The 21,143-nt window shown below is 70.5% G+C and carries 19 protein-coding genes, 1 tRNA gene and 2 pseudogenes; 12 read left to right on the top strand and 10 right to left on the bottom strand.

Going from position 1 to position 21,143, the window contains the following annotated elements:
• Window positions 1-74: 74 nt before the first annotated feature.
• The 3 genes from OUQ99_RS31120 to OUQ99_RS31620 all read left to right on the top strand — a co-directional run bounded on the left by OUQ99_RS31120 (window position 75) and on the right by OUQ99_RS31620 (window position 3,871).
• Entirely contained in the window at window positions 75-2,576 is a 2,502-nt protein-coding gene (locus OUQ99_RS31120; protein ID WP_267947315.1) for a glycoside hydrolase family 2 protein, read from the top strand.
• On the top strand, window positions 2,576-3,436 hold the full coding sequence (locus tag OUQ99_RS31125) for a LacI family DNA-binding transcriptional regulator (protein WP_267947316.1): 861 nt from the start codon (window positions 2,576-2,578) through the stop codon (window positions 3,434-3,436). Before OUQ99_RS31120 ends, OUQ99_RS31125 begins: the two co-directional genes overlap by 1 nt.
• 114 nt (window positions 3,437-3,550) lie before the next feature.
• The gene (locus OUQ99_RS31620) at window positions 3,551-3,871 is read left to right on the top strand and encodes a GntR family transcriptional regulator (RefSeq protein ID WP_346660226.1); all 321 of its coding nucleotides are present in this window, start codon (window positions 3,551-3,553) and stop codon (window positions 3,869-3,871) included.
• Between the two features lie 50 nt (window positions 3,872-3,921).
• Here OUQ99_RS31620 and OUQ99_RS31135 read toward each other — a convergent pair whose 3' ends face one another.
• The 4 genes and pseudogenes from OUQ99_RS31135 to OUQ99_RS31150 all read right to left on the bottom strand — a co-directional run bounded on the left by OUQ99_RS31135 (window position 3,922) and on the right by OUQ99_RS31150 (window position 5,726).
• Window positions 3,922-4,395 (bottom strand): NUDIX hydrolase, encoded by a 474-nt coding sequence (locus OUQ99_RS31135; RefSeq protein ID WP_267950578.1) that lies wholly within the window; start codon window positions 4,393-4,395, stop codon window positions 3,922-3,924.
• Window positions 4,396-4,443: 48 nt separating this feature from the next.
• Window positions 4,444-4,857, bottom strand: a pseudogene (locus OUQ99_RS31140) (Clp protease N-terminal domain-containing protein); the annotation flags it as partial.
• Window positions 4,858-4,971: 114 nt separating this feature from the next.
• Entirely contained in the window at window positions 4,972-5,472 is a 501-nt protein-coding gene (locus tag OUQ99_RS31145) for a Clp protease N-terminal domain-containing protein (RefSeq protein WP_267947317.1), read from the bottom strand.
• A 47-nt stretch (window positions 5,473-5,519) separates the two neighbouring features.
• Window positions 5,520-5,726 (bottom strand): hypothetical protein, encoded by a 207-nt coding sequence (locus tag OUQ99_RS31150; protein ID WP_267947318.1) that lies wholly within the window; start codon window positions 5,724-5,726, stop codon window positions 5,520-5,522.
• 255 nt (window positions 5,727-5,981) lie between these two features.
• Here OUQ99_RS31150 and OUQ99_RS31155 point away from each other — a divergent pair.
• Window positions 5,982-6,176, top strand: a pseudogene (locus OUQ99_RS31155) (replication initiator); the annotation flags it as partial.
• A 289-nt stretch (window positions 6,177-6,465) separates the two neighbouring features.
• Here OUQ99_RS31155 and OUQ99_RS31160 read toward each other — a convergent pair.
• The 4 genes from OUQ99_RS31160 to OUQ99_RS31175 all read right to left on the bottom strand — a co-directional run bounded on the left by OUQ99_RS31160 (window position 6,466) and on the right by OUQ99_RS31175 (window position 8,170).
• Window positions 6,466-6,550: transfer RNA gene (locus OUQ99_RS31160), tRNA-Ser, on the bottom strand.
• Window positions 6,551-6,642: 92 nt separating this feature from the next.
• On the bottom strand, window positions 6,643-7,137 hold the full coding sequence (locus OUQ99_RS31165) for a nucleoside deaminase (protein ID WP_267947319.1): 495 nt from the start codon (window positions 7,135-7,137) through the stop codon (window positions 6,643-6,645).
• A gap of 1 nt (window position 7,138) precedes the next feature.
• Complete coding sequence (locus OUQ99_RS31170; RefSeq protein WP_267947320.1) at window positions 7,139-7,627, bottom strand: tRNA adenosine deaminase-associated protein; 489 nt, start codon at window positions 7,625-7,627, stop codon at window positions 7,139-7,141.
• A gap of 42 nt (window positions 7,628-7,669) precedes the next feature.
• Complete coding sequence (locus OUQ99_RS31175; RefSeq protein ID WP_267947321.1) at window positions 7,670-8,170, bottom strand: tRNA adenosine deaminase-associated protein; 501 nt, start codon at window positions 8,168-8,170, stop codon at window positions 7,670-7,672.
• A 321-nt stretch (window positions 8,171-8,491) separates the two neighbouring features.
• Here OUQ99_RS31175 and upp point away from each other — a divergent pair, with 321 nt between their 5' ends.
• The 7 genes from upp (at window position 8,492) to OUQ99_RS31210 (ending at window position 14,024) form a co-directional block, all read left to right on the top strand.
• Window positions 8,492-9,145 carry a uracil phosphoribosyltransferase gene (upp, locus tag OUQ99_RS31180; protein WP_267947322.1) on the top strand — a complete coding sequence of 218 codons (654 nt, stop codon included), beginning with the start codon at window positions 8,492-8,494 and terminating at the stop codon, window positions 9,143-9,145.
• Window positions 9,146-9,554: 409 nt separating this feature from the next.
• Entirely contained in the window at window positions 9,555-9,788 is a 234-nt protein-coding gene (locus OUQ99_RS31185) for a hypothetical protein (RefSeq protein WP_267947323.1), read from the top strand.
• Between the two features lie 318 nt (window positions 9,789-10,106).
• Window positions 10,107-10,271 (top strand): hypothetical protein, encoded by a 165-nt coding sequence (locus OUQ99_RS31190; RefSeq protein ID WP_170293704.1) that lies wholly within the window; start codon window positions 10,107-10,109, stop codon window positions 10,269-10,271.
• 18 nt (window positions 10,272-10,289) lie between these two features.
• Window positions 10,290-10,799 carry a PH domain-containing protein gene (locus OUQ99_RS31195; protein ID WP_267947324.1) on the top strand — a complete coding sequence of 170 codons (510 nt, stop codon included), beginning with the start codon at window positions 10,290-10,292 and terminating at the stop codon, window positions 10,797-10,799.
• Window positions 10,800-11,183: 384 nt separating this feature from the next.
• Window positions 11,184-11,414, top strand: a complete 231-nt coding sequence (locus OUQ99_RS31200) for a hypothetical protein (protein WP_267947325.1) — start codon at window positions 11,184-11,186, stop codon at window positions 11,412-11,414.
• Between the two features lie 563 nt (window positions 11,415-11,977).
• A complete protein-coding gene (locus OUQ99_RS31205) occupies window positions 11,978-13,639 on the top strand; it encodes a TlrC/CarA/OleB/SrmB family ABC-F type ribosomal protection protein (RefSeq protein ID WP_267947326.1) in 1,662 nt (553 codons plus the stop codon).
• 241 nt (window positions 13,640-13,880) lie between these two features.
• Window positions 13,881-14,024 carry a hypothetical protein gene (locus OUQ99_RS31210; RefSeq protein WP_267947327.1) on the top strand — a complete coding sequence of 48 codons (144 nt, stop codon included), beginning with the start codon at window positions 13,881-13,883 and terminating at the stop codon, window positions 14,022-14,024.
• Here OUQ99_RS31210 and OUQ99_RS31215 read toward each other — a convergent pair.
• Complete coding sequence (locus OUQ99_RS31215; protein WP_267947328.1) at window positions 13,991-17,866, bottom strand: replicative DNA helicase; 3,876 nt, start codon at window positions 17,864-17,866, stop codon at window positions 13,991-13,993. The two genes, OUQ99_RS31210 and OUQ99_RS31215, sit on opposite strands and share 34 nt — an antisense overlap.
• 345 nt (window positions 17,867-18,211) lie before the next feature.
• Here OUQ99_RS31215 and OUQ99_RS31220 point away from each other — a divergent pair, with 345 nt between their 5' ends.
• Window positions 18,212-19,561: an MATE family efflux transporter gene (locus OUQ99_RS31220; RefSeq protein ID WP_267947329.1), complete on the top strand. Its 1,350-nt coding sequence runs from the start codon at window positions 18,212-18,214 to the stop codon at window positions 19,559-19,561.
• Window positions 19,562-20,086: 525 nt separating this feature from the next.
• Here the strand turns inward: OUQ99_RS31220 and OUQ99_RS31225 are convergent.
• On the bottom strand, window positions 20,087-20,920 hold the full coding sequence (locus OUQ99_RS31225; protein ID WP_267947330.1) for a peptidoglycan recognition protein family protein: 834 nt from the start codon (window positions 20,918-20,920) through the stop codon (window positions 20,087-20,089).
• Window positions 20,921-21,143 lie beyond the last annotated feature (223 nt).

The following is a 21,143-nucleotide window of genomic DNA, read 5'->3' on the forward strand; positions in this document are numbered from 1 at the left end:
CACATCGGCGCGCCCGGCCGCCGACGGCCCGCCTCCCCCGGGCGGCCGTCCCCACACCCCCGGAGAGGCAGAGGATGATCCGCCGCACCCTGCATGACGGCTGGCTGCTGACGAGCGCCACCGGAACCGTCCCCGAGCACATCGCGGGGCGCTCCGTCCCGGCCCTGGTACCGGGAAGCGCGCACCTCGACCTGCTGGCCGCCGGGCTCATCCCGGACCCCTACCTCGACTCCAACGAGACCGAGCTGGCCTGGGCCCACCGCGTGGGCTGGCGCTACACCCTCACCTTCGACGCCGAGCAGGCCGCCCCCTCCGAACACGTGGACCTGGCCTTCGACGGCCTCGACACCGTGGCCACCGTCGAGCTCAACGGGGTGGAGCTGGGGACCACCGCCAACATGCACCGCGGCTACCGCTTCCCCGTGGGCCGCGTCCTCCGCGAGGGCTCCAACGACCTCACCGTCTCGTTCCGGCCCGCGCTGGAGTACGCCGAGGAGGTCCGCGACGCACTCGGCGCGCGCCCCCACACCAACACCCACCCGTACAACATGGTCCGCAAGATGGCCTGCTCCTTCGGATGGGACTGGGGCCCCGACTTCCAGACCGCGGGGATCTGGAAGCCCGTGCGCCTGGAGCGCTGGAGCACCGCCCGCCTGGCCTCCGTCCGCCCGCTGGTCACCGTCGGCGAGGACGGCGTCGGCCGGGTCGAGGTCCACGCCGACGTCGAGCGCTCCCTCACCGAGGCCCCGGCCGCCCTCACCCTGACGGCCGAGGTCGCCGGGCACACGGCCACCGCGACCCTGGCCCCGGACGCCGACACCGGCGTCGTCGTCGTGGAGGTCCCCGACGCCCGCCTGTGGTGGCCGGTCGGCTACGGCGACCACCCCCTGTACGACCTGGCCGTCACCCTCGCCCCGGGCGGCGACGCGTCCGCCGGCTCCGACGCCCCGGCGGCCCTGGACACGGCCGAACGCCGGATCGGCTTCCGCACCGTCACCGTGGACACCGAGCCCGACGAGCACGGCACCCCCTTCACCGTCACCGTCAACGGCAGGCCGATCTTCGTCAAGGGCGCCAACTGGATCCCCGACGACCACTTCCTCACCCGGATCACCCGCGACCGCCTCGCCCGGCGCGTGGACCAGGCCGTCGACGCGCACATGAACATGCTGCGCGTGTGGGGCGGCGGGATCTACGAGAGCGAGGACTTCTACGACGTCTGCGACGAGCGCGGCGTCCTCGTCTGGCAGGACTTCCTCCTCGCCTGCGCGGCCTACCCGGAGGAGGAGCCGCTGCGGAGCGAGTTCGAGGCCGAGGCACGCGAGAACGTCGCCCGCCTCACCTCGCACGCCTCGCTCGCCCTCTGGAACGGCGGCAACGAGAACCTCTGGGGCTTCATGGACTGGGGCTGGCAGGAGCAGCTCGGCGACCGCACCTGGGGCCACGGCTACTACACCGACCTCTTCCCCCGGATCGTCGCCGAACTCGACCCGACCCGCTTCTACTCCGCGGGCAGCCCGTACAGCCCCGGGTTCGCCCCGGACGACGTCCACCCCAACGCCGAGGCGCACGGCACCCGCCACGAGTGGACCGTCTGGAACCAGACCGACTACCGGGCCTACCAGGACCACGTCCCCAGGTTCTGCTCCGAGTTCGGCTTCCAGGGCCCCCCGACCTGGACCACCCTCACCGACTGGGTGCACGACGAGCCGCTCACACCCACCTCGCCCGCCTTCCTCCTGCACCAGAAGGCCGAGGACGGCAACGGCAAGCTCGACCGGGGGTACTCGGCCCACCTGCACACCCCGCGCACCTTCGAGGACTGGCACTGGGCCACCCAGCTCAACCAGGCCCGCGCGGTCGCCTTCGGCATCGAGCACTTCCGGTCCTGGTGGCCCCGCACCTCCGGGGCCCTCGTCTGGCAGCTCAACGACTGCTGGCCGGTGACCTCCTGGGCGGCCGTGGACGGCGACGAGAGGCCCAAGCCCCTCTGGTACGCGCTCCGCCGCGCCTACGCGCCCCGCATGCTCACCGTCCAGCCCAGGGACGGGCGCCTCGTCGTCATCGCCGTCAACGACACCGACGAACCCTGGACGGGCCCCCTCGACCTGCGGCGCCAGGGCTTCGGGGGCGAGGTGCTCCACACCGGGAACGCACAGATCTCCGTGCCGCCCCGCTCGACCGCCGAGGTCGAGCCGGAACGGCTGCTCCTTGCCCCCGCCGACCCCGACCGGGAGGTCTTCGTGGCCGCGTCCGGGGAGGTGCGCGTCGTCCACACGTTCCGGGAGGACCGCCACCTGGCCTACGACCCCGAGGCCCTGACCGCCGTGGCGGTCCCCGTCCCGGGCGGCTACCGGGTGGACGTGCGCGCGTCCTCGTTCGCCCGCGACGTCTCGGTGCTCGCCGACCGGGCGGCCCGCGACGCCGAGGTGGACGACATGCTCGTGGACCTGCTGGCCGGGGAGACGCACAGCTTCACGGTGCGGACCGGGGCGGAGATCGACCCCCTCTCGCTGACCACGGCGCACGTCCTCCGCTCGGCGAACACGCCGCACGCGTCGGCGAAACAGGTCTGATGGGCCGTCCCGAACCCGTCGGCGCGGTCGGGCTGGTCCTGGCCCGGCCGCGCCGCCTGCTCAGCGCGGAACCGTTCTTCATGGAGTTCGTCGCCGGGATCGAGGAGCGCGTGGCCGCCCGCGACATGGCGTTCCTGCTGCACCTGGTGACCGACGCGGACGCCGAGGAGGCCACCTACCGCCGGTGGGCGGAGCGGCGCCTGGTCGACGCGGTGGTCGTGGTCAACCTCGCTGCGGAGGACGCGAGGCCCGCCCTCCTGCGCGGGCTCGGCCTGCCGACGGTGCTGGCGGGCGTCCAGGAGCCCGACCCCCCGGGCGCCCCGGCGGTCCGCACCGACCACGTGACCCCGGTCCGGGAGGCCCTGGCACGCCTCCTGGACCTGGGGCACCGGCGGATCGCCCGGGTGTCCGGGCCCGCCCGGCTGCTGCACACCCGTGCCCGCACCGCGGCCCTCGCCGAGGGCTGCCGCCGGGCCGGGATCGCCGCCCCCGTCGTCCTGGAGGGCGACTACTCGCACGAGGAGGGCGCACGGCTCACCCGGGAACTGCTCGGCCGCGAGCGGCCCCCGACGGCGATCCTGTACGACAACGACGTCATGGCCGTCTCCGGCCTGGAGGCCGCCCGCGACATGGGCGTCTCCGTCCCCGGGCAGGTCAGCATGGTCGCGTGGGACGACTCGACCCTGTGCCGCCTGTCCTCTCCGGCGCTGACCAGCGTGAGCGTGGACGTCTACCGGTACGGGACGGAGGTCGGCGCGTCTGCGCTGGAGTGCGCCGACGGCCTCCCCGTCGCGGAGCGGTGGTCTCCCGCGGCGGCCTTCGCGGCCCGCGGGAGCACGGGCCCGGCCCCCGCCCCGTAGCGGGAGGGCGCGGGCGGCGGGGCGGGCCGCCCGCGCCCCGGGCCGGGTACGGCCGGAAGGCCCGCCGCCCCGAACCCGCGGACGAGAAGACCGCCCCCGGCGAACCGGGGGCGGTTGAGCGGTGACCTCGCACCCGGGGGCACCCTGCCCAGCGAAGCCGCCCTCGTCCGCCAGTACGACGTCTCCCGGGGGACGGCCCGTCAAGCCCTCTCCGCGCTGGAGGCAACCGGACTTGTCATCGCCGTCCACGGCAGGGGCCGGTTCGTCCAAGGGCCGGAAACTCCCACCGGCTGGCCCGGTACATGCGGAACATGTTCGCTGGACGCGGGAGCTCGCGCGAGAACTGCTCGAAGGACCGCTTCCCCGTCGCTGGGCGCCCTCCTCTGGGGCAGCCGAACAGGTGCGCTCCCCGTACCCGCCCCTCGCCGCTGCTGACGGCGTCGCTGCGGTTCGTGGAACGGCGCCTGGCCGAGGATCGCGGCCCCTCACCCGATGTAGGTCGGCCCTCCGGCAAGGAAGTGCTCCACGCGCAAACGCATGGACCGGTCCATCCGGTAGCCGGTCAGCTCGTGCTTGGGCACCCAGACGACTTCCCTGGACTCGTCGCTCGGCGTGGGCTCACCCGCGAGCGGATATGCCGCGAACACGAGCGAGAACTCCTGCCGCGCTTCGCCGTCGCTCGTGTAGTAGATGATGTGCTTCGGGTCGCTGTAGATGCCGATGGTGCCGGTGATCACGCAGGTTATGCCGGTCACCTCCAGCGTCTTCCGAACGGCGGCGTCGGGCACGGAAGCGCCCAGACCCAGCGCACCGCCAGGGACGGCCCAGTTGTCGTTGTCGGTACGGCGGATCATCAGCACCTCGTCGCGCTCGTTGACCACGAACACGTTCACCGACGGGACGAGATTGTTCGCCGTCGGGGCCTTGGGGTCGTCGTAGTAGTCGATCCGCTTGCCCACGGGTCTCTTTCCGGCTTCTTCAGCCGGCTGAGCCATCATCGTCCGCACCTGATCGCGAACCGCATCAGGTGAGATGCCGAGGCCACGGAGCAACTTGGCTCCCGTTCCTCGCTTCTTACGCAGCAGCGCCAGAAGAACATGCTCCGGTTCGAGTTCGTCTGCTCCGGAGCTTCGAACCTCGGTCGCGGCGTGCTGAAAGGCCGTCGTTACTTCAGACGAGAACGGCAGATAACCCTCACCCGCGCCGCCCCTCCTGGGCTTGGTGATCTTGAGAACTTCGATCACAGCAGCATCGTCGCGAACGCCCAAGCCCACCAGGGTTTCGGCGGCGGCTCCCTCTCCGTCCGACAGGATTCCCAGCACCACATGCTCTGGCCCGATCACCTGGTGATTGAACCTCTTGGCCTCTTCCTGGGCGAAGACGACAACGCGCCGGGCGCGGGGGCTGAACAGCTCGAACATGGCCGAGGCTCCTGGATCACTCACGAGGGGATGCTTGGTCCCCTACCTTCTCGTAGCTCTCCAGGCGGATGCCGAACAGGCTCCCGCCCAAGACGACTCCCATCGTCCTGGCGGTCAGCCCGCTCGCCCGTGCGCCTGCTCCTGGATCTGCTGCGACAGATGAGCCCATACTCCGTGCACCTGCTCACGGACCAGCTCCGGGGAAACACCGAGGCCGCGCAACACGGGAAGCGCCGCGCCGTGGTCCTCGTGGAGCAGACCGAGCAACAGGTGCTCCGTGTCGATGAAGTCGTGCCGCACCTGCAACGACTCGTACAGCGTCTGTTCCAGGGACTTCCTGGCGTCGGGGGAGAAGGGCAGGTAGGACCGGAAACGCCATCGTCCACGACCACCGGTCCTGACCACCTCGGCCCGGACGGTTCCGTGGTCCAGGCTCAAGCTCCCCAGGACGCCGGCCGCGATCCCCGTTCCCTGCTTCAGCAGTCCGAGCAACAGGTGCTCGGTGCCGATGTGGTTGCGCCTGAGTTCCACGGCCTCTTCGCGCGCCAGGACGGTGACGTCCTTCGCCTGTTGGGTGAACCGATCGAACATGGTCAGGGCTCCTGGGTCGCTCAAGAGGGGATGCTCGGTCCGGACGAGGACATCACCGCGATGGCTGATCGCTACGGGGCGGGCTCCTCCGTCGCTGGGGAGACGGAACGTTGAACTCGGTCGTGACGACGAAGCAGCCAGTAGTGCATCGGTGCCCACACCGACATGACTCCGGCGAACAGCATGTGCGGCCACATCGGCTCCCCCATGAGGGGGCTGGCCCACACCAGCATGATCAGAGCACCGACGAACATCATTCCGGCAGCTGCCCTCAGCACCAGAAGTTCAAGGGGACTGCGTACGGTCACGAGGGCTCCCACTCTGTACGTGTGTCCAGTTGTGCCGGCAGCAGGCTACGCGGCTGGCTCTGCCTCGGAGGGAGGGGCGGGTTCCTGGGCCCGTTTCGCCAAACGCAGTTGTCGGTACTCCACCACGAGGAACACCAGCGTGATGGAGCACATGATGCCGCCCCACCACGTCATAACCGACCCGCCTATCAAGGCTTCGTCGCCACCCCACTTGCGGGTGGGCCGATGCCGACGCCTACCGGTAAGTCAACGAGGGCCGAACGCCTCGCGCAACCCCTGGCCCGTGAGGTGGCCGAACAGGTCGCCGCCGACCACGGCGTGCGCATCCGCCCCGTCTCTCTCCGACGCACGAACATCGCCACCGGTGCCACCGAGGTGATCGACGCCCCCTGCGGCTCCACCCTGGAATCGCGCTGCCCGACCTGCGCCCGGCATAAGAGGTCGCTACGGCGGACCTGGTACGAAGAGGGCCGACGCCTGTTCCCCGACCGCCTGGACGAGGTGGCCGACGCGATGGACGCCGGCCCGTGTGAAGGCTCTCGCCACCGCCGCGTGAGGATCCTGACGGAGCCTCCCCGGGGATCGAACCCCGGACACGCGAAAGGCCGGTCTCTCCGACCGTGTGCACCGTATGTGCACCGGCCCGGATCAACCGGCCCTCGCTACCTCTACCGGCCCTACGCTCACCTGCGTGAACTTCGGCCTCGTGCGGTGGAGGAGGGATTTGAACCCTCGAAGGGTTGCCCCTTACCCGCTTTCGAGGCGGGCGCCATCGGCCACTAGGCGACTCCACCGCGAGCAACTCTACCGGATGCTCCGCCGTGCGGAAAACCGGATGGCGCGAGCGGTTCCGGCGGCGTCCCGGACGTCCTCCGGGGCGGGCTGGTCAGCCGCGGTCCCGACCCCCGCGGCGGTGCTCGAAGAACGCGGTCAGGAGTTCGGCGCACCTCGCCGCGACGTCCGCGCCGACCAGGTCGGGCGGCACCACCTCCGGCCGGTGGTTGAGCCGCGGGTCGCGGACCACGTCCCACACCGACCCCACAGCGCCGGCCTTGGCGTCCCGCGCGCCGAAGGCCAGGCGGTCCACCCGGGAGAGCACCGTCGCGCCCGCGCACATCACGCAGGGCTCGAGGGTGACGACCAGCGTGCAGCCGCTCAGGCGCCACTCACCGCGTGCGCGGGCCGCGGCCCGCAGGGCCAGCACCTCGGCGTGCGCCGTGGGGTCGCCCGCCGCCTCGCGTTCGTTGTGCCCCGTCCCCAGGACCGCGCCCGCGGCGTCCAGGACGATCGCCCCCACCGGGACGTCGCCCGTGGCCAGGGCTAGCTCGGCCTCGGCGACCGCCGTCCACAGCGCGGCGTCGAGGACCCCGCGGTCGTCCACGTCACAGCCTCATGGCGTCGAGGATGTCGCCGAACCCGGCCCGCTCGGCCACGACGGCGAGGACGTCGGCGGGAAGGACGCCGCTGCCGACGGACAGCGAGCGCAGCTCGTCGCCGTCCACGCCCAGGTCGGTGATCAGGTCGCCGTCGCCCACCGGTACCGGGTTGGGGCGCGCGCCCGCGCTCTCCGAGGGCTGCGGGGCGCCGAGGGCGCCCGCTTCGGAGAGGACCGAGGCCACGGGGTGGTCGTGGACCACACGGCCGTCCGAGAGGTACACGCGCGGCTCACCGCCGTCGTCCGAGGCGCGCACGACGGCGAACCACTCGTCGTCGGCTTCCACCAGAAGGAGCGCGCTGTCGCTGCCCCGCTCTGCGGCGAAGTCGAGCATCAGGTCGGTGACGTCGTCGATGACGTCCACGTCCCCGAGTTCGACCTCGGTTCCCCGCCATGTCTTCCCGTTGGGGGCGAAGACAGCTGCGAAGGTCGACACCGCGTGCTCTCCTGTTCTCCAGGGTGTTTTACCAGGGGTCCCTTACCCCATCCCGTCCAGGACACGCTGGAAGGACTGTGCGAATCCGAGGCGTTCGGACACGCTTGCCAGGACCTCGTCGGGGTACAGGTCGAGATCGCCCGCGAGGGCGCCGAGCTCCATCTCGTCCAGGCCGAGGTCGGCGACGATGGACAGGTCACCGGCGGGGAGCACCTGGTCGAGGTCGTCGTCGTCGGGGAGGTCGATGTCCAGGTAGTCGAGGACGTCCCTGGCGACCTGCCAGTCCACCGACGCGGTGACGTCGGAGAGGAAGAGGGAGACGTCCTCCCCGTAGACCCGCACGATGATGAAGAAGTCGTCGCCGACCGAGACCAGTCCGAGGGAGCCGCTGATGCTCGGTTGCTGGCGCAGTGCGTGGATCAGGCCCTTCAGGTCGTGCGTCAGCGTCACGGGGAGGAGGTCGACGTCCCAGTACTCCTCTTCCCTGTACGCGACCGCCGCGAAATCACCCGAGTCGTCGTCACCATGATCGAGTACTGTCATCGTCACCCCAACCCGGCCGGTGTATCGGTGCGGACGAGGAAGAGCCGCGCCCGCGCGAGTGCAATGGTAACGATCACTCCCGCTCCGCCGCCTCCCTCGGTCCGTGTCAGTCCGGACCACGCTCTCATGAGAACGGGGCCCGCGCTGCCGCCCCGGCGGTTCCGTCGGGCCGCCCCGGGAGCGGACGGGCGCCCCCGCAGGTCCACCGCGTGACAGGCGCGGCTCCGGGACGCCCTGTTCCGGGTGGTACGCGCGGTTAGACTCGGGCGGACCCCCATCCCCAGCCACCGTCCCGTTATCCCAGCTCACCCGGAGAACGCCTTGGAAACCCTGGTCGTCGACCATCCCCTGGTCGCGCACAAACTGACCACCCTGCGCGACGTGCGGACCGACTCACCGACCTTCCGGCGCCTGACCGACGAGCTGGTGACCCTGCTCGCCTATGAGGCGACCCGCGACGTCCGAGTGACGGACGTCACCATCAGGACTCCTCTCGTGGAGACCACCGGAACACAGCTGACGCGTCCCACGCCCCTCGTGGTCCCGATCCTGCGCGCGGGTCTGGGCATGCTCGACGGGATGACCCGCCTGCTCCCGACCGCGGAGGTCGGCTTCCTGGGCATGGCCCGCGACGAGGACACGCTCCAGCCGGCGACCTACGCCGACCGGCTGCCGCAGGACCTGTCCGGCCGCCAGTGCTACGTGCTGGACCCGATGCTGGCCACCGGCGGCACCCTGGCAGCCGCGCTCAAGCTCCTGGTGGAGAGGGGCGCGGACCACGTCACCGCGATCTGCCTGCTCGCCGCCCCCGAGGGACTGGTCGCGGTGGAGCAGAAGCTGGCCGAGACCCTGGCGCCGGACCACGGTGCCACCCTGCGCGTGGTGACCGCCGCGGTGGACGAACGCCTGGACGAGAACGGGTTCATCCTCCCGGGGCTGGGCGACGCGGGCGACCGCCTGTACGGCTGCGCCTGAGCCCTCCCCTCGACCCCAGGAGCCTCAGCGCCCAACCGGATCACCGGTTGGGCGCTTTTTCGGCTCTTTTGAACGCCGGACGAATGATCGACCGAAAATCGGGCATTGAACCCGGAGGCAGCCGCGTCAGACCAGGTGGCGCACCCCTCCGGACGCAAGCGTCGACACGGCTTGCATTAGCCGAATTCATTTCGAGATTGGAACGTAACAGATTAGAGTGATCATGGTTCCTGACCACCCATAACCGCGAAGGACAGCCGGACCGAAACCACGCCGCACGGCCGGGGTCCGCCGGAGCGGAGGCCCGTGTCCGCTTCCTGCGCGGCGTTCAGGCAACCCTCCGCCGACTACCCAAAGACCCCGACCGCGCACGCTGCGCCATCAGCCCCCACGGCCCTCAAGGAGTGAGATGCCCGAGACCCCCTCCCCCTCGACCGACCGCGACCCCCGCTACGGCTCCGTCGTCGACCGACTGTCCACGGAGTTCTCCGGCGTCCACCACGATTCCACCGTCACCCGTTGCGTCGACGCCGCCAGACACGGCGCCGAGGACGTCATGGGCCGGGCCACCCCCGATCTCGTCGAGCGGATCGCCCGGCAGCACCTCCAGGTGCTCGCCCTGGCCTTCGCCGAGCAGCACTAGGGATCTGCTCCGCACGAACCACGAGTTTCGGCCCGACCGTCACTCGCCTCCGGCCGGGGAACCAATCGGTCCCGGGGAAGTCCCTCCCTTCTCCGGACAAACCATCCCTAATGCCCTGACCTGCGAGGGGCTTCGACCGTATTCCGGTCGACCGAACACTGGTTCACCAACACCACCGGAACCGGACAGAGCCCGCAAGCGCGGTAGGCCGGACATACCGCCACGCCGAGGGTGCGCCCCAGGCTTTACGGGCATCATTGTCAATGGAACAATCACTGCTGGGTTGGTGGGTCAGGTGGATTCCAAGGGGAGTCAGTCGTGGCGAAGTTGAAGAAATGGGGCGGCTACGCTCTCATCGGTTTCGTGGCGTTTTATCTGCTCACGCAACCTGAAAGCGCCGCTGGTGTGATCCAGAGCGCGTTGGGCGGTCTGATGGGTGGCGCGGAGTCCATGTCCCGCTTCGTCAACGCACTGCTGCCGTAGTGGGGATGGACGGGTGCCATGCGGCTCGTAGCGTCGAGTAACAGCGCTCCGGCGTCGGTCAACCGTTACCTTCTGCCGCACGAGCAGGACGTCGTGACCATCCGTCGGCACCCCGCGGTCCTCATCGGACCGGTCGGGGCCGTCCTCGGTGCGTTGATCGTCGCCGGCATCATCAGCAACACCCAGATCGCGGACAGCGCCGCAGCTCTGGCGATCATCTGGTGGCTGTGGCTGCTGGTGCTGGTGTGGTTCGTCTGGCGGGTCGCGGAGTGGTCCGTGGACTACTTCGTCATCACGTCGGCGCGCCTCCTGCTGACCACGGGGCTGATCACCCGACAGGTCAACATGATGCCGCTGGGCAAGGTCACGGACATGAGGTTCGAGCGGACCCTGGTGGGCCGCTTCCTCGGCTACGGCACCTTCGTGATGGAGTCCGCCGGTCAGGACCAGGCCCTGAGCCGGATCTCCTTCATCCCGTACCCGGAACAGCTCTACCTGGAGGTCGTGGGGCTCATCTTCAAGGAGTGAGCCGCCGCAGGTCCCGACCACCGTCACGGGGCATCCGCCGAGGGCGGATGCCCTTCGTCGTGCTCCGGGCTCCCCGTGCCGGCCGCGGCCCCGGGTGCGGACCCTGGCGCGGGGCCGCCCCGCCTGATTCGCCCTTCGTTCACCTTCCGTTCACCTTGCCTCGAGGCCACACCTCCCTGCCCTCGCACCGCAGCCGCCCGCATGCCGGGAGGCCCGCCCACACCGCCCCGGCATGGGAGAACACCCCCCGGGGAAGAACCCCTTTCAGATCCGCAACACGGCATCCCTACCCAGCGGGCGCGAACCTTCGCAAGCCAATCGAATTGACGCGAAGGTGAACATAGGGTTAACTCATAACATCTGATACGGAAACGAGGAGGGCCCATGGCGCGCTGGACAGACCGTGCACCACACCCCACTCGCTCCGCGACGCCCCGTCGGCGTATCCGCCCCGCGGCTGCGACCCGCCGTCTCTCCGGCCTTACGCCCGAGCCCGTGCACGTCCCGCAACCGCGCGAGGACGCCGACGCCATCGCGTCCGAATACCCGATCATGCACTGGGTGCTGGTCACCGACCACAACGGTCGGACCCGCCCGGAGGCCCGCTGGCTGTAGCCGCACGAGCGACCGTCGAGTGAGCCCTTCGCCACCGCGGCGAGTGCTCCGGAGTTCATGAAGAGCGAGTGACGTGAAGGGGCCGCCCCTGCGGGGGCGGCCCCTTCACGCGTCCCGGAACCGGCCCCCGAACCGGACAACGCCACTCCGCCGCTAAAACGGTTTGGCAATTAATCAGAATCCGGTCGTCCGCATATAGGCCCCGAAGCGCCGACCGAGAGTGATCCCCGTCTCACCGAAAGCACACTTGACGCCAGGCAAAACGAGACGTACCGTCTTGCACATGAGGCTGTACATCTTCCTGTAGATCCGCGCCAGACGCCCGCGTCCGAGCACCGCCGCACCCGCTGCCCAGCGGCGACACCCCTGTCGCCCCTCCGGCACCGTGCGGCTCCGCCGGCGTCGCCGTACCGCGGTCGATCCAGGGAAGCCTCAGCGTTCCCGCTGTACCGGACCCCGTCTCGCCCGTGCGAGCCCTGTCCGAAACCAGCCGGCACGCGTGCTCCTCCGGCGATCCGCGGCCCCGTACCGCCAGACCGCACCGCAGCCCAGGAGGCGCGCACATGCACACCGCCGCACTTCGAGCACACTCCCAGCTCACCCTCGACGAGATCACCAAACGCTACGACGACCACACCGTCCTCGACCGTGTCACCCTGACCATCGGCCCGGGCGAACGCGTCGGAGTCATCGGGGACAACGGATCGGGCAAGAGCACCCTGCTGCGCCTGCTGGCGGGCGAGGAGCGCCCCGACAACGGGGACCTCACCGTCAGGGCGCCCGGCGGGGTCGGCTACCTGCCCCAGACCCTGGAGGGGGTCGGCGTGCGGACCGGCACCGTGGCGGACGCGATCGACTCCGCACTCGCCGACCTGCGGGACCTGGAGGCGCGGCTGCGCGTGGCCGAGGCCCGCCTCGGCTCCGCCACGGCCCGGGAGATGGACGGCTACGGCGACCTGCTCGCCGAGTTCGAGACACGGGGCGGTTACGACGCCGACGCGCGCGTCGACGCCGGGCTCCACGGCCTGGGCCTTCCCGGACTGGACCGCGAGCGCCCGCTGCGCACGCTCTCCGGAGGGGAGCGCTCACGTCTGGCCCTGGCCGCGATGCTGGCGGCCTCGCCCGAACTGCTCCTCCTGGACGAGCCCACCAACGACCTGGACGACCGCGCGGTCGCCTGGCTGGAGGACCGGCTCCGGAACCACAGGGGCACGGTGGTCGCCGTCACCCACGACCGCGCCTTCCTCGCCGGAGTCACCGACACCGTCCTGGAGGTCGACCACGACCTCCACCGGATCAACAGGTACGGCAACGGGTACTCCGGGTTCCTGGCCGCGAAGGCGGCGGCCCGGGCCCGGTGGATCCGGGAGTACCAGGACTGGAGGGCCGACCTGGCCAGGCAGAGGACGCTGGCGGACAACGGCGTCGCCGCGCTCCGGGCCATCCCGCGCAAGGTGGACAAGGCCGCGTTCGGGCACGGCGGGTTCAGGATGCGCAGTCGGGCGCACGGCTCCATGAGCCGTATCCGCAACGCCAAGGAGAGGCTGGAGAGGCTGGCCTCGGACCCGGTGGCTCCGCCTCCGGTCCCGCTCCGCATGACCGCCGAGTTCACCGGGGCCCCGCAAGGGGAGCCCGGCCCGGCGCCGGTCGCCGAACTGGAGCGGGTGCGGGTCGACCACCGGCTCGACGTCCCCGCACTGGAGCTGGCACCGGGTGAGCGCGTCCTGGTCACCGGCCCCAACGGGGCGGGGAAGTCGACCCTGCTCCGGGTCCTCGCCGGGGAGCTGGCCCCCGGCCCGGGTCGGGTCTCCGTCCCGGCGAGGGTCGGCTTCCTGAGGCAGGAGGACGGTGTGTCCCCCTCCCGGCGGACCGTGCTCCAGGCGTACGCGTCCGGCCGCCCCGGCCCCGCCGAGGAGCACCGGGAGGAACTGGCCTCGCTCGGACTGTTCCGCCCCAAGGAGATGGACCAGGCGGTGGCGTCGCTCTCGGTCGGGCAGCGCCGCCGGATCGAGGTGGCCCGACTGGCGTCGGGGGTCCACGACCTCCTGCTGCTGGACGAGCCGACCAACCACCTCTCCCCCGGTCTCGTGGAAGAGCTGGAGGAGGCGTTGTCGCACTTCACCGGGGCTCTGGTGATCGTGACACACGACCGGACGATGCGCGGGAGGTTCGCCGGCCGCCACCTGGAGATGCGGGAGGGGATGATCGTCGGGGACTCCCGGTGAGACGGCCGTGACTCTTTGTCGACAAATCGGCTTGACCACAAATAGGCAAAGAGGCTGACCGATAAACGGGGCCCGTCGCGGGGCGGCGGGCCCCTCCTCCGGATACACCGTCGACGCCCTCGACCTGTACCGGGAGGGGTGCGACCCGGTCCTGCGCCCCGGGGACGAACCCGGCCGGGCGGACCCCTCCGAGGAGTACGCGGCGCACGGCTTCGACACGTCACTGGACATCCAGCTGCGCGTGGGGATCTCCGAGTTCTGCGGGATCACCGGGGCCGCCGTGCACCTGGTGCACGACAGCCTGGGCTCACCCGACCTGGACGGCGTGGACGCGGCCGTGGACGCGACGGCCTATCCGGGCGCCATGTCGACGAACCGGCTGTAGTGGCCCTGGAAGGCCACGGTCACGTCCGCCGTGGGGCCGTTGCGGTGCTTGGCCACGATGATGTCGGCCTCGCCCGCCCGCGGCGACTCCTTGTCGTGCACGTCCTCGCGGTAGAGCAGGATGACCATGTCCGCGTCCTGCTCGATGGAGTTGTGGACGCTGATGCCGTTCGCGACAAAGTTGTGGGTGCCCTCCACCGTGGCGTCGAACACCTCTCGTTCTCCCAAAGGTTCGATCTCCACGACCTCGTCCCAGAAGACGTCGTTCGTGGCCAGGAGTTCCAGATCGCCGTCGTCGAGCACGGCTGCCACCCTGGACAGCCGCGTCCGGCTGGGGGCGGACTTCCACATCGCACTGCCGCAGAACTCCGTCTCCATGGCGGTGGAGAACTGCCTGTGCGTCATGCCCTTGGCGCCGATGGTCGTCCGCACCCTGTCCCACACCTGCACGGGGATCGTGTCCAGGTTGGTGTTGCCCCGTCGACCCTCCATGCCGGCCACGCACTCTGCAAGCCGCGCCGACCGGGCACCGTGGCATCCGACGACCTCCGCGAAGCGGCGCTGGTTGTCCATCCCGTAGACGTCAAGGGTGTAACAGACCCGGTAGCCGCTCTTCCGCACCTTCTTGATCCGCGTCATGATGCCGAGCCTGGCGAGCAGTACGGCGATGCCGTCGACCAGACGACGGCTCGTGGTCGAGTAGTAGATGCGTGCCTGGCCGCCCTTCTCGTTCCAGTAGGCGCTGCCGTCCGTCGCCCACAGATGCCGGAGGAACAGGCCGATCTGGCGGTCGGAAAGGGAGTACACCCCCTCGGGAACGAACTTCTCGTGGCTGCGCAGTCCGAACAGCCCCAGACCGTCCAGCCACGCTGCGATGGGGTTCCGCTTCCCGTGCGTCAGCCGGAAGGGGGCCGGTAGCCGGAGTGTCGTCGTCCGCGCGGAGGCGTACTCGTCCCGTACCGCCGTGATGCCGAAGTGCCGGGCGGCCTCCTCCACCACCGCGAGGTTCGCCTCGTCGGTGTTGGCGTAGCGAATCGGCTGGCGACGGACGAACGAACCGTCCCCGATGAGGTGTGCGAGCATGATGACCTCGGCCTCGGGCCACTCGGCCGTCCGGTCCGGCTCAGGAACGCTCCGGGCCACCGCGACCTTCTCCCCCACTCCGAGGTTCTCGAGGGCGGTCCATCCGTCGAGGTTGAGGAAGGGGTGGTTGCCGGAGGCGACGACCTCCCTGCCGGAGGCCAGCCGCAGCCGGAACACGTCCTTGACCCCGCTGGAGAAGACATGGGTCATCGTCCTGGGCACCATGCGCAGCCGCTCGTCGAGCGACCACACCGGAATGTCGCGTTCACCGCTCCGGTAGAGCTCACCCAAGGTCACCTCGGCACCGGTGTCGGCTCGCAGCACACGCGTCTCAGCGACAAGGCAACCAGATTCGCGCAGGTCAGAGACCTGCGGGCGCTTGTCGGTGCGCTGTTCGGGGCCGCGGTTCAGCTGGGAGAGCGCCACGACGGGGACCTCGAGCTCCTTGGCCAGGAGCTTGAGGGACCGGGACATCTCCGAGACCTCCTGCTGGCGGCTCTCCACGCGCCCCGGTGAACTCATCAGCTGGAGATAGTCGACGATGACCAGCTTGAGGTCGTGCTGCTGTTTGAGCCTGCGGCACTTGGCCCGGATCTCCATCATCGACATGTTCGGTGAGTCGTCGATGAAGAGGGGCGCGTTGGCCACCTCGCCCATGCGCCTGGCCAGCCTGGCCCAGTCCTCGTCGGTCATCAGGCCGGAGCGCATCGTGTGCAGGGGTACCCGGGCCTCCGCCGACAGCAGGCGCATGACGATCTCGTTCCGGCCCATCTCCAGGCTGAAGAAGACCGAGGCCATGTCGTTCTTGATCGACGCCGCGCGCGCGAAATCCAGGGCCAGGGTCGAGTTGTGGGTGGGGATCATGGAACGCGTCGCGAGGAACAGGTGGTCGGGGTGGTCGACCTGCACGCACCGGACGGGAACGCTGTCCACCTGGCGGACCCCGGTGATGAACCTGGACCCGATCCGGGCGTAGCCCCGTCCCTCACCGCGTTCCCGATGGGCCCGTTGCTTGCGCTCGATCCCGAAGACCTCGCGCGTGGCACCGAACGTGATCGTGTAACAGGTCGAGGAACCCTCCGTGCGCCCCCGGACCCGCTTGCGGGACATCCCCGTGCGGTGGCCCAGGCTGTGGGCGAGTTCGCGGAAGTCGTTCGCCAGGCGCTCGTTCGTGACCGCGAACTGGACCGAGCCGCCGGCGTTGACGGTGCCGTCGCTGTCCAGCAGGCCCGCCATGAGTGCCCGCCGCTGCGACACGGACGCCCTCAGGTAGGCGTTGGGAATGTGCTTGTCGCCCAGGACCCCGAGCGAGCGGAGCAGGGCCTGGACGCTGCCGTGGTCGTCGATACAGCGCCGGCACCGTGTCTGGCCGAAACAGGGGGTCCCGCAGTCAGCGCAGGTGGTGTGGGGCGCGGGCTCGGAGACGAACCTCGCCCTTCCGCCGCAGGACTGACCGCAGCTGCGCACATGCGGCAGTTGGGGGGTGAACCGCGTCCCGCAGACGACGCACTCCCTCTCCGGACGGGAGGGGTCCTCAGCCGGAAGGAAGATCCCGTAGGTGCAGGTGCCCCGGCCCACCGGCTTGGTGACCAGTCCCTCGGCCTCGATGTTCGTGAGGACCTCGGGATCGGTGGTGGTGATCCGCGCCGCCTGCGAGGATCCGTCACCCAGCCAGGCTCCGAGGAAGTAGGGCGGCAGGGGGAGGTCGCGCTCCGGCAGCGCGATCGGAGAGGTGTTGACCACCGAATGGTTCGACCTGCGGTCGGCGGTGTCCAGGCGCTGCGTCCGGAAGATCTCCCGGGTGGTTCGCACCCCGGGGAGGACACGGGGGGAACTTCCCGTGGCACCGGCCTCCTGGGCCGCGCGGCGGGAGGCGCGGGTATGGGTGAGCCACTGGTGTTCGGCGTCGGCGATCACCGTGGTGCCGTCGTCGAAGGTGAGCTCGAAGCAGGGCCTGTCGGTCATCGCCTCGGTGGCGGCCACCACCCGGGTCGGGGTGCCGTCGGCGGCGAGGAGTCGGTCCCCGACCTCCACCTCCCCCATGGTGGTCCATCCCTCGGGCGTCGGGAGGGGGGTGTCCAGGGCCAGGGCCTTACCGACGGCCGGCCTGGCGGCGATGATGATCATCTGGCCGGGGTGGAGGCCGTTGGTGAGGGCGTCGAAGTCGGCGAAACCGGTGGGCACGCCGGTCAGGGTGCCGTCGCGGGCCCCGATCGCCTCGATCTCGTCGAGGGCGCCGGGCATGATGTCGGCGAGGACCACGTAGTCCTCGCCGGTCCGCTTCTCGGCGACCTTGTAGATCTCCGCCTGGGCGTGGTCGACGAGGTCGTCCACCTCGCCGTCACCGGCGTAGCCGATCTGGGCGATACGGGTGCCGACCTCGACGAGGCGGCGCAGGACCGCCCGGTCGGAGACGATCTTGGCGTAGTAGCCGGCGTTCGCGGCGGTCGGGATGGCCTCGGTGAGGGTGTGGAGGTAGAGGGCGCCGCCGACGCGGGTGGCCTCGCCGCGCTTGGTGAGCTCGGCGTTGACGGAGATGGCGTCGACCGGCTCGCCGCGGGAGAAGAGGTCGACGACGCTGTCGTAGATGATCTGGTGCGCGGGGCGGTAGAAGTCCGCGGAGCGGATGATCTCGACGACCTGGGTGATGGCGTCCTTGGAGAGGAGCATGCCGCCGAGCACGCTCTGTTCGGCCTGGATGTCGTGGGGTGGGGTGCGCTCGTATCCGCCTTCTTCAGGTGGCTGCTCAGCGACACTCACGAACGCTCTCCCCAGGACCGTACTCCGCCGGCCCGAACGGGCCGACCCCTCCAGGATGCCCCATCGCGACCGCTGGGGACGCCGCGGACGGGACCTGTGGACGGAGCCATTACCACCATGTCCCGCCCCGCGCGGGGCATGGCGGGCACAGGTTGTGCACATCACCTGTGGATAACTTTGCCATGACCCTCACATATAGGCTTTGATCTGCAAAAACACTGTGCGTAGGCGGGCCGTGCAAGATGCCTCACAGGGAGTGTTTCCACAGGTTATCCACAGGCATCCGGGCGGGTGTGGACAACTCCACACCCGACTAGAACGCCTGTCCGATACTGTGGCCTGGTCATGCCAAAACTGCTCTCGGCCGCCCCCTTCCGGCACCGCCACGACCGCGAGATCTTCGCCCTGGCGGTCCCCACGTTCTTCGCCCTCATCAGCGAACCCCTGTTCCTGCTCACCGACGCGGCGGTCGTCGGCACCCTGGGCACCCAGGCCCTGGGAGGGCTGGGCGTGGCCGGGCAGGTCCTCCTGACCCTCGTGGCCGTCTGCGTCTTCCTGGCGTACGGCACCACGGCGGCGGTCTCCCGCCGGTTCGGCGCCGGCGACGTCGCGGGCGGTATCCGCGACGGTGTGGACGGCCTGTGGCTCGCCGTCCTGCTGGGGGTCGCGGCCATCGCGATCGGCTGGCCGCTGGGGCCGCTGATGGTGGACCTGCTGGGCGCCTCGCCCGAGATCGCGCCCTACGCGCTGACCTATCTGAGGATCAGCCTGCTCAGCACGCCGTTCCTGCTGATCGTCATGGCGGGCACCGGTGTGCTCCGGGGGCTCCAGGACGCACGCACCCCGCTGCTGGTCGCGGTGGCCTCCTACGCCGGCAACGCGGTGCTGTGCGTGGTGTTCGTGCTGGTCATGGACTGGGGCATCGCGGGTTCGGCGTGGTCGACGGTGATCGCGCAGGGTGCGGGGGCGTTCTGGTACGTGGCGGCGATCTCCCGTTCCGCGCGGCGTGCGGGGGTCTCCCTCGCCCCGACCGCGGCGGGGCTGCGGGCCTCGGCCTCCGCGGGGTTCGCCCTGTTCCTGCGCAGCGTGTCGATGCGGGTGGTCGCGCTGGTGACCACCGCGGTGGCGGCGCGCCTGGGCGACGAGTCGATCGCCGCGCACCAGGTGAGCTACAACATCTGGGCCCTGCTGGTGTTCGCCATGGACGCGATCGCGATCGCCGGCCAGTCCATCGTGGGACGGTACCTGGGCGCGGGGGACGTGCGGGGCACGAAGGAGGCCACCCGCCGCATGGTGGAGTGGGGCGTGATGCTGGGTGCGGTGTTCATGGTCCTGGTGTTCCTGGTGCTTCCGTGGGCCCCGGTTCCCTTCACGTCCGATGCCGAGGTGCGGGCCCTCATCATGGCCACGCTGGTGGTGGTCGCCCTCATGCAGCCGCTGAGCGGCGTGACCATGGTCCTGGACGGGGTGCTGATGGGGGCGGGCGACCAGCGCTACCTGGCGTGGGCGTCGCTGTGGACGATGGCGGCGTTCCTGCCGTGCGCCCTGGTGATCCCCCGCTTGGCGGAGGACTCGCTGTGGGGCCTGGTGGGGCTGTGGATCGCGTTCACGGTGTGGATCCTGGCGCGCGCCGTCACCCTGGGCGCCCGTGCGCGGGGGACCGCCTGGCTGGTCACCGGGGCGACGAGGCCCTGACGGGGGGCGCCGCCGCACGGGCGGGCGCCTGGAGGTCCGCGCCGGTCCCCGGCCCCGTCGTACTCCCGTCGCAGGGCGGGCGGGCGCGTGGGGGCCGCTCGCCGGAGGGGGAAGCGGGAGCGTCGCGCCCGGGCCCCGTGGAGGCACGCCTCATGGTGGCGAGCCGCGGGCTCCCCCTTGTGAACCAGGGGACCACGGACCGTCGGGCCCCGTCCAGGGCGGACATGTCGACCTGTGGACAAGTCGCTCCGCCGTGTCGACCTGTGGACATGTCCCCTCCTCCGCTTGTCGACCTGTCGGGAAGCCGATAGGCGGACGGGTCGACACCGCGCGCACGGCAGCGGGCCGCTTGTCTCCCCCTGTGCGTACCGGCCCGGGGCCCGCGCCGCCCGCGGGACGTGCCCCCGGCCGCTGCCGGTCCGCCGCAGCTCCCGCGCGGCGGTGCGGGCCCGCCGGGACGCGAAGGAGCCGCCCCGGGGGGGGTCGGGGCGGCTCTCCGGCGGGCATCGTGTCAGGTCCCTCGGGTCACGGGGACGCGTCGAGGTCGCCGACCGCCGGGCCGTGGTAGAACGGCACGGCCCGTTCGGCCTGCGGAACCCTCGGGTAGGTCGGCAGCTGCTCCAGGGTCAGCTCGGTTCCGGCGACCCGGCTCAGGTGGCTGAGCTGTTCGCGCATCCTGCTCGTCACGTCCTTGCGCAGCTGCGGGAGCATCGAGTAGAGCTGGTCCCCCGGGCAGCTCGTGGCGTTGTAGTCCCGGTGGCCGACGATGGCCTCCGACGGGTCCAGCTGGTAGACCAGGCACAGCCACGCACAGGTGTCGACCAGCGACCCCATGAGCGCCTGGGTCGGGGTCTCCGAGGTGTACGTGCCCTCGTTCTCGATCCCGATGGTGTGGGAGTTGTGGTTGGCGGTGTGCGCGCCGACCACGTGCTTGCCGTCGCGGATCGCCTTGAGGGACAGGTCCCTGCCCTCCATGATGTGCCCGCCCCGGCTGATGGTGAGCTGCTGGCCGGTGTCGCTCCACCCGTTGCTGTCCATGTGGTAGCGCTGGATGGACCGGGACAGCGCGGCGGCGTGCTGTGTCGAGGTGTCGGACACGTTGCCCGTGGCGGTGTGGTGCACGACGATGTGGGTCGGCCCCTTGGACACCAGGTCGATCTTGTTCCTGGGCGCCCTGGCCTGCCAGTCGGCGCGCGTGTACACCTTGGGCATCGCGGCGGCGGAGGCCTGCCCCGCCGTTGAGATGCCCATCATCCCGCCGAGGAGCACGCCCCCTGCGGCGAGGGCGGTCCCGCGCAGGATCGTCCTGCGGTCCACCAGCGGGTGTCGGTCCGGATCGGTCGTTCTCTCTACGGCCATCGGTCGTCGTCCTCTCCGTGCGGGGCGCCGCGACGTGCGACACCAACACAGACAACACGATAGGTTACAAAGAGTAGTCAAAGGGTTGCTTTTGGTAATGAGGCGTGTCAGGAAAGCCCCACCCCCGCGAGAGCACGACCGACCCGCCGGAACACGTCCCGACACGAAGCGGGCCCCGCCTCTCCGAGGAGAGGCGGGGCCCTGACGCGTCCGGTGCCTGGGA

This window comes from Streptomonospora nanhaiensis (assembly GCF_026642255.1).
GTDB classification, from domain to species: domain Bacteria; phylum Actinomycetota; class Actinomycetes; order Streptosporangiales; family Streptosporangiaceae; genus Nocardiopsis; species Nocardiopsis tropica.

What these genes read in the sequence shown, in the direction of transcription:
- OUQ99_RS31120 (WP_267947315.1), top strand. Translation starts at nt 75, where the DNA reads ATGATCCGCCGCACCCTGCATGACGGCTGGCTGCTGACGAGCGCCACC.
- OUQ99_RS31125 (WP_267947316.1), top strand. Translation starts at nt 2,576, where the DNA reads ATGGGCCGTCCCGAACCCGTCGGCGCGGTCGGGCTGGTCCTGGCCCGG.
- OUQ99_RS31175 (WP_267947321.1), bottom strand. Translation starts at nt 8,170, where the DNA reads ATGACAGTACTCGATCATGGTGACGACGACTCGGGTGATTTCGCGGCG.
- OUQ99_RS31185 (WP_267947323.1), top strand. Translation starts at nt 9,555, where the DNA reads ATGCCCGAGACCCCCTCCCCCTCGACCGACCGCGACCCCCGCTACGGC.
- OUQ99_RS31195 (WP_267947324.1), top strand. Translation starts at nt 10,290, where the DNA reads ATGCGGCTCGTAGCGTCGAGTAACAGCGCTCCGGCGTCGGTCAACCGT.
- OUQ99_RS31200 (WP_267947325.1), top strand. Translation starts at nt 11,184, where the DNA reads ATGGCGCGCTGGACAGACCGTGCACCACACCCCACTCGCTCCGCGACG.
- OUQ99_RS31205 (WP_267947326.1), top strand. Translation starts at nt 11,978, where the DNA reads ATGCACACCGCCGCACTTCGAGCACACTCCCAGCTCACCCTCGACGAG.
- OUQ99_RS31220 (WP_267947329.1), top strand. Translation starts at nt 18,212, where the DNA reads ATGCCAAAACTGCTCTCGGCCGCCCCCTTCCGGCACCGCCACGACCGC.
- OUQ99_RS31225 (WP_267947330.1), bottom strand. Translation starts at nt 20,920, where the DNA reads ATGGCCGTAGAGAGAACGACCGATCCGGACCGACACCCGCTGGTGGAC.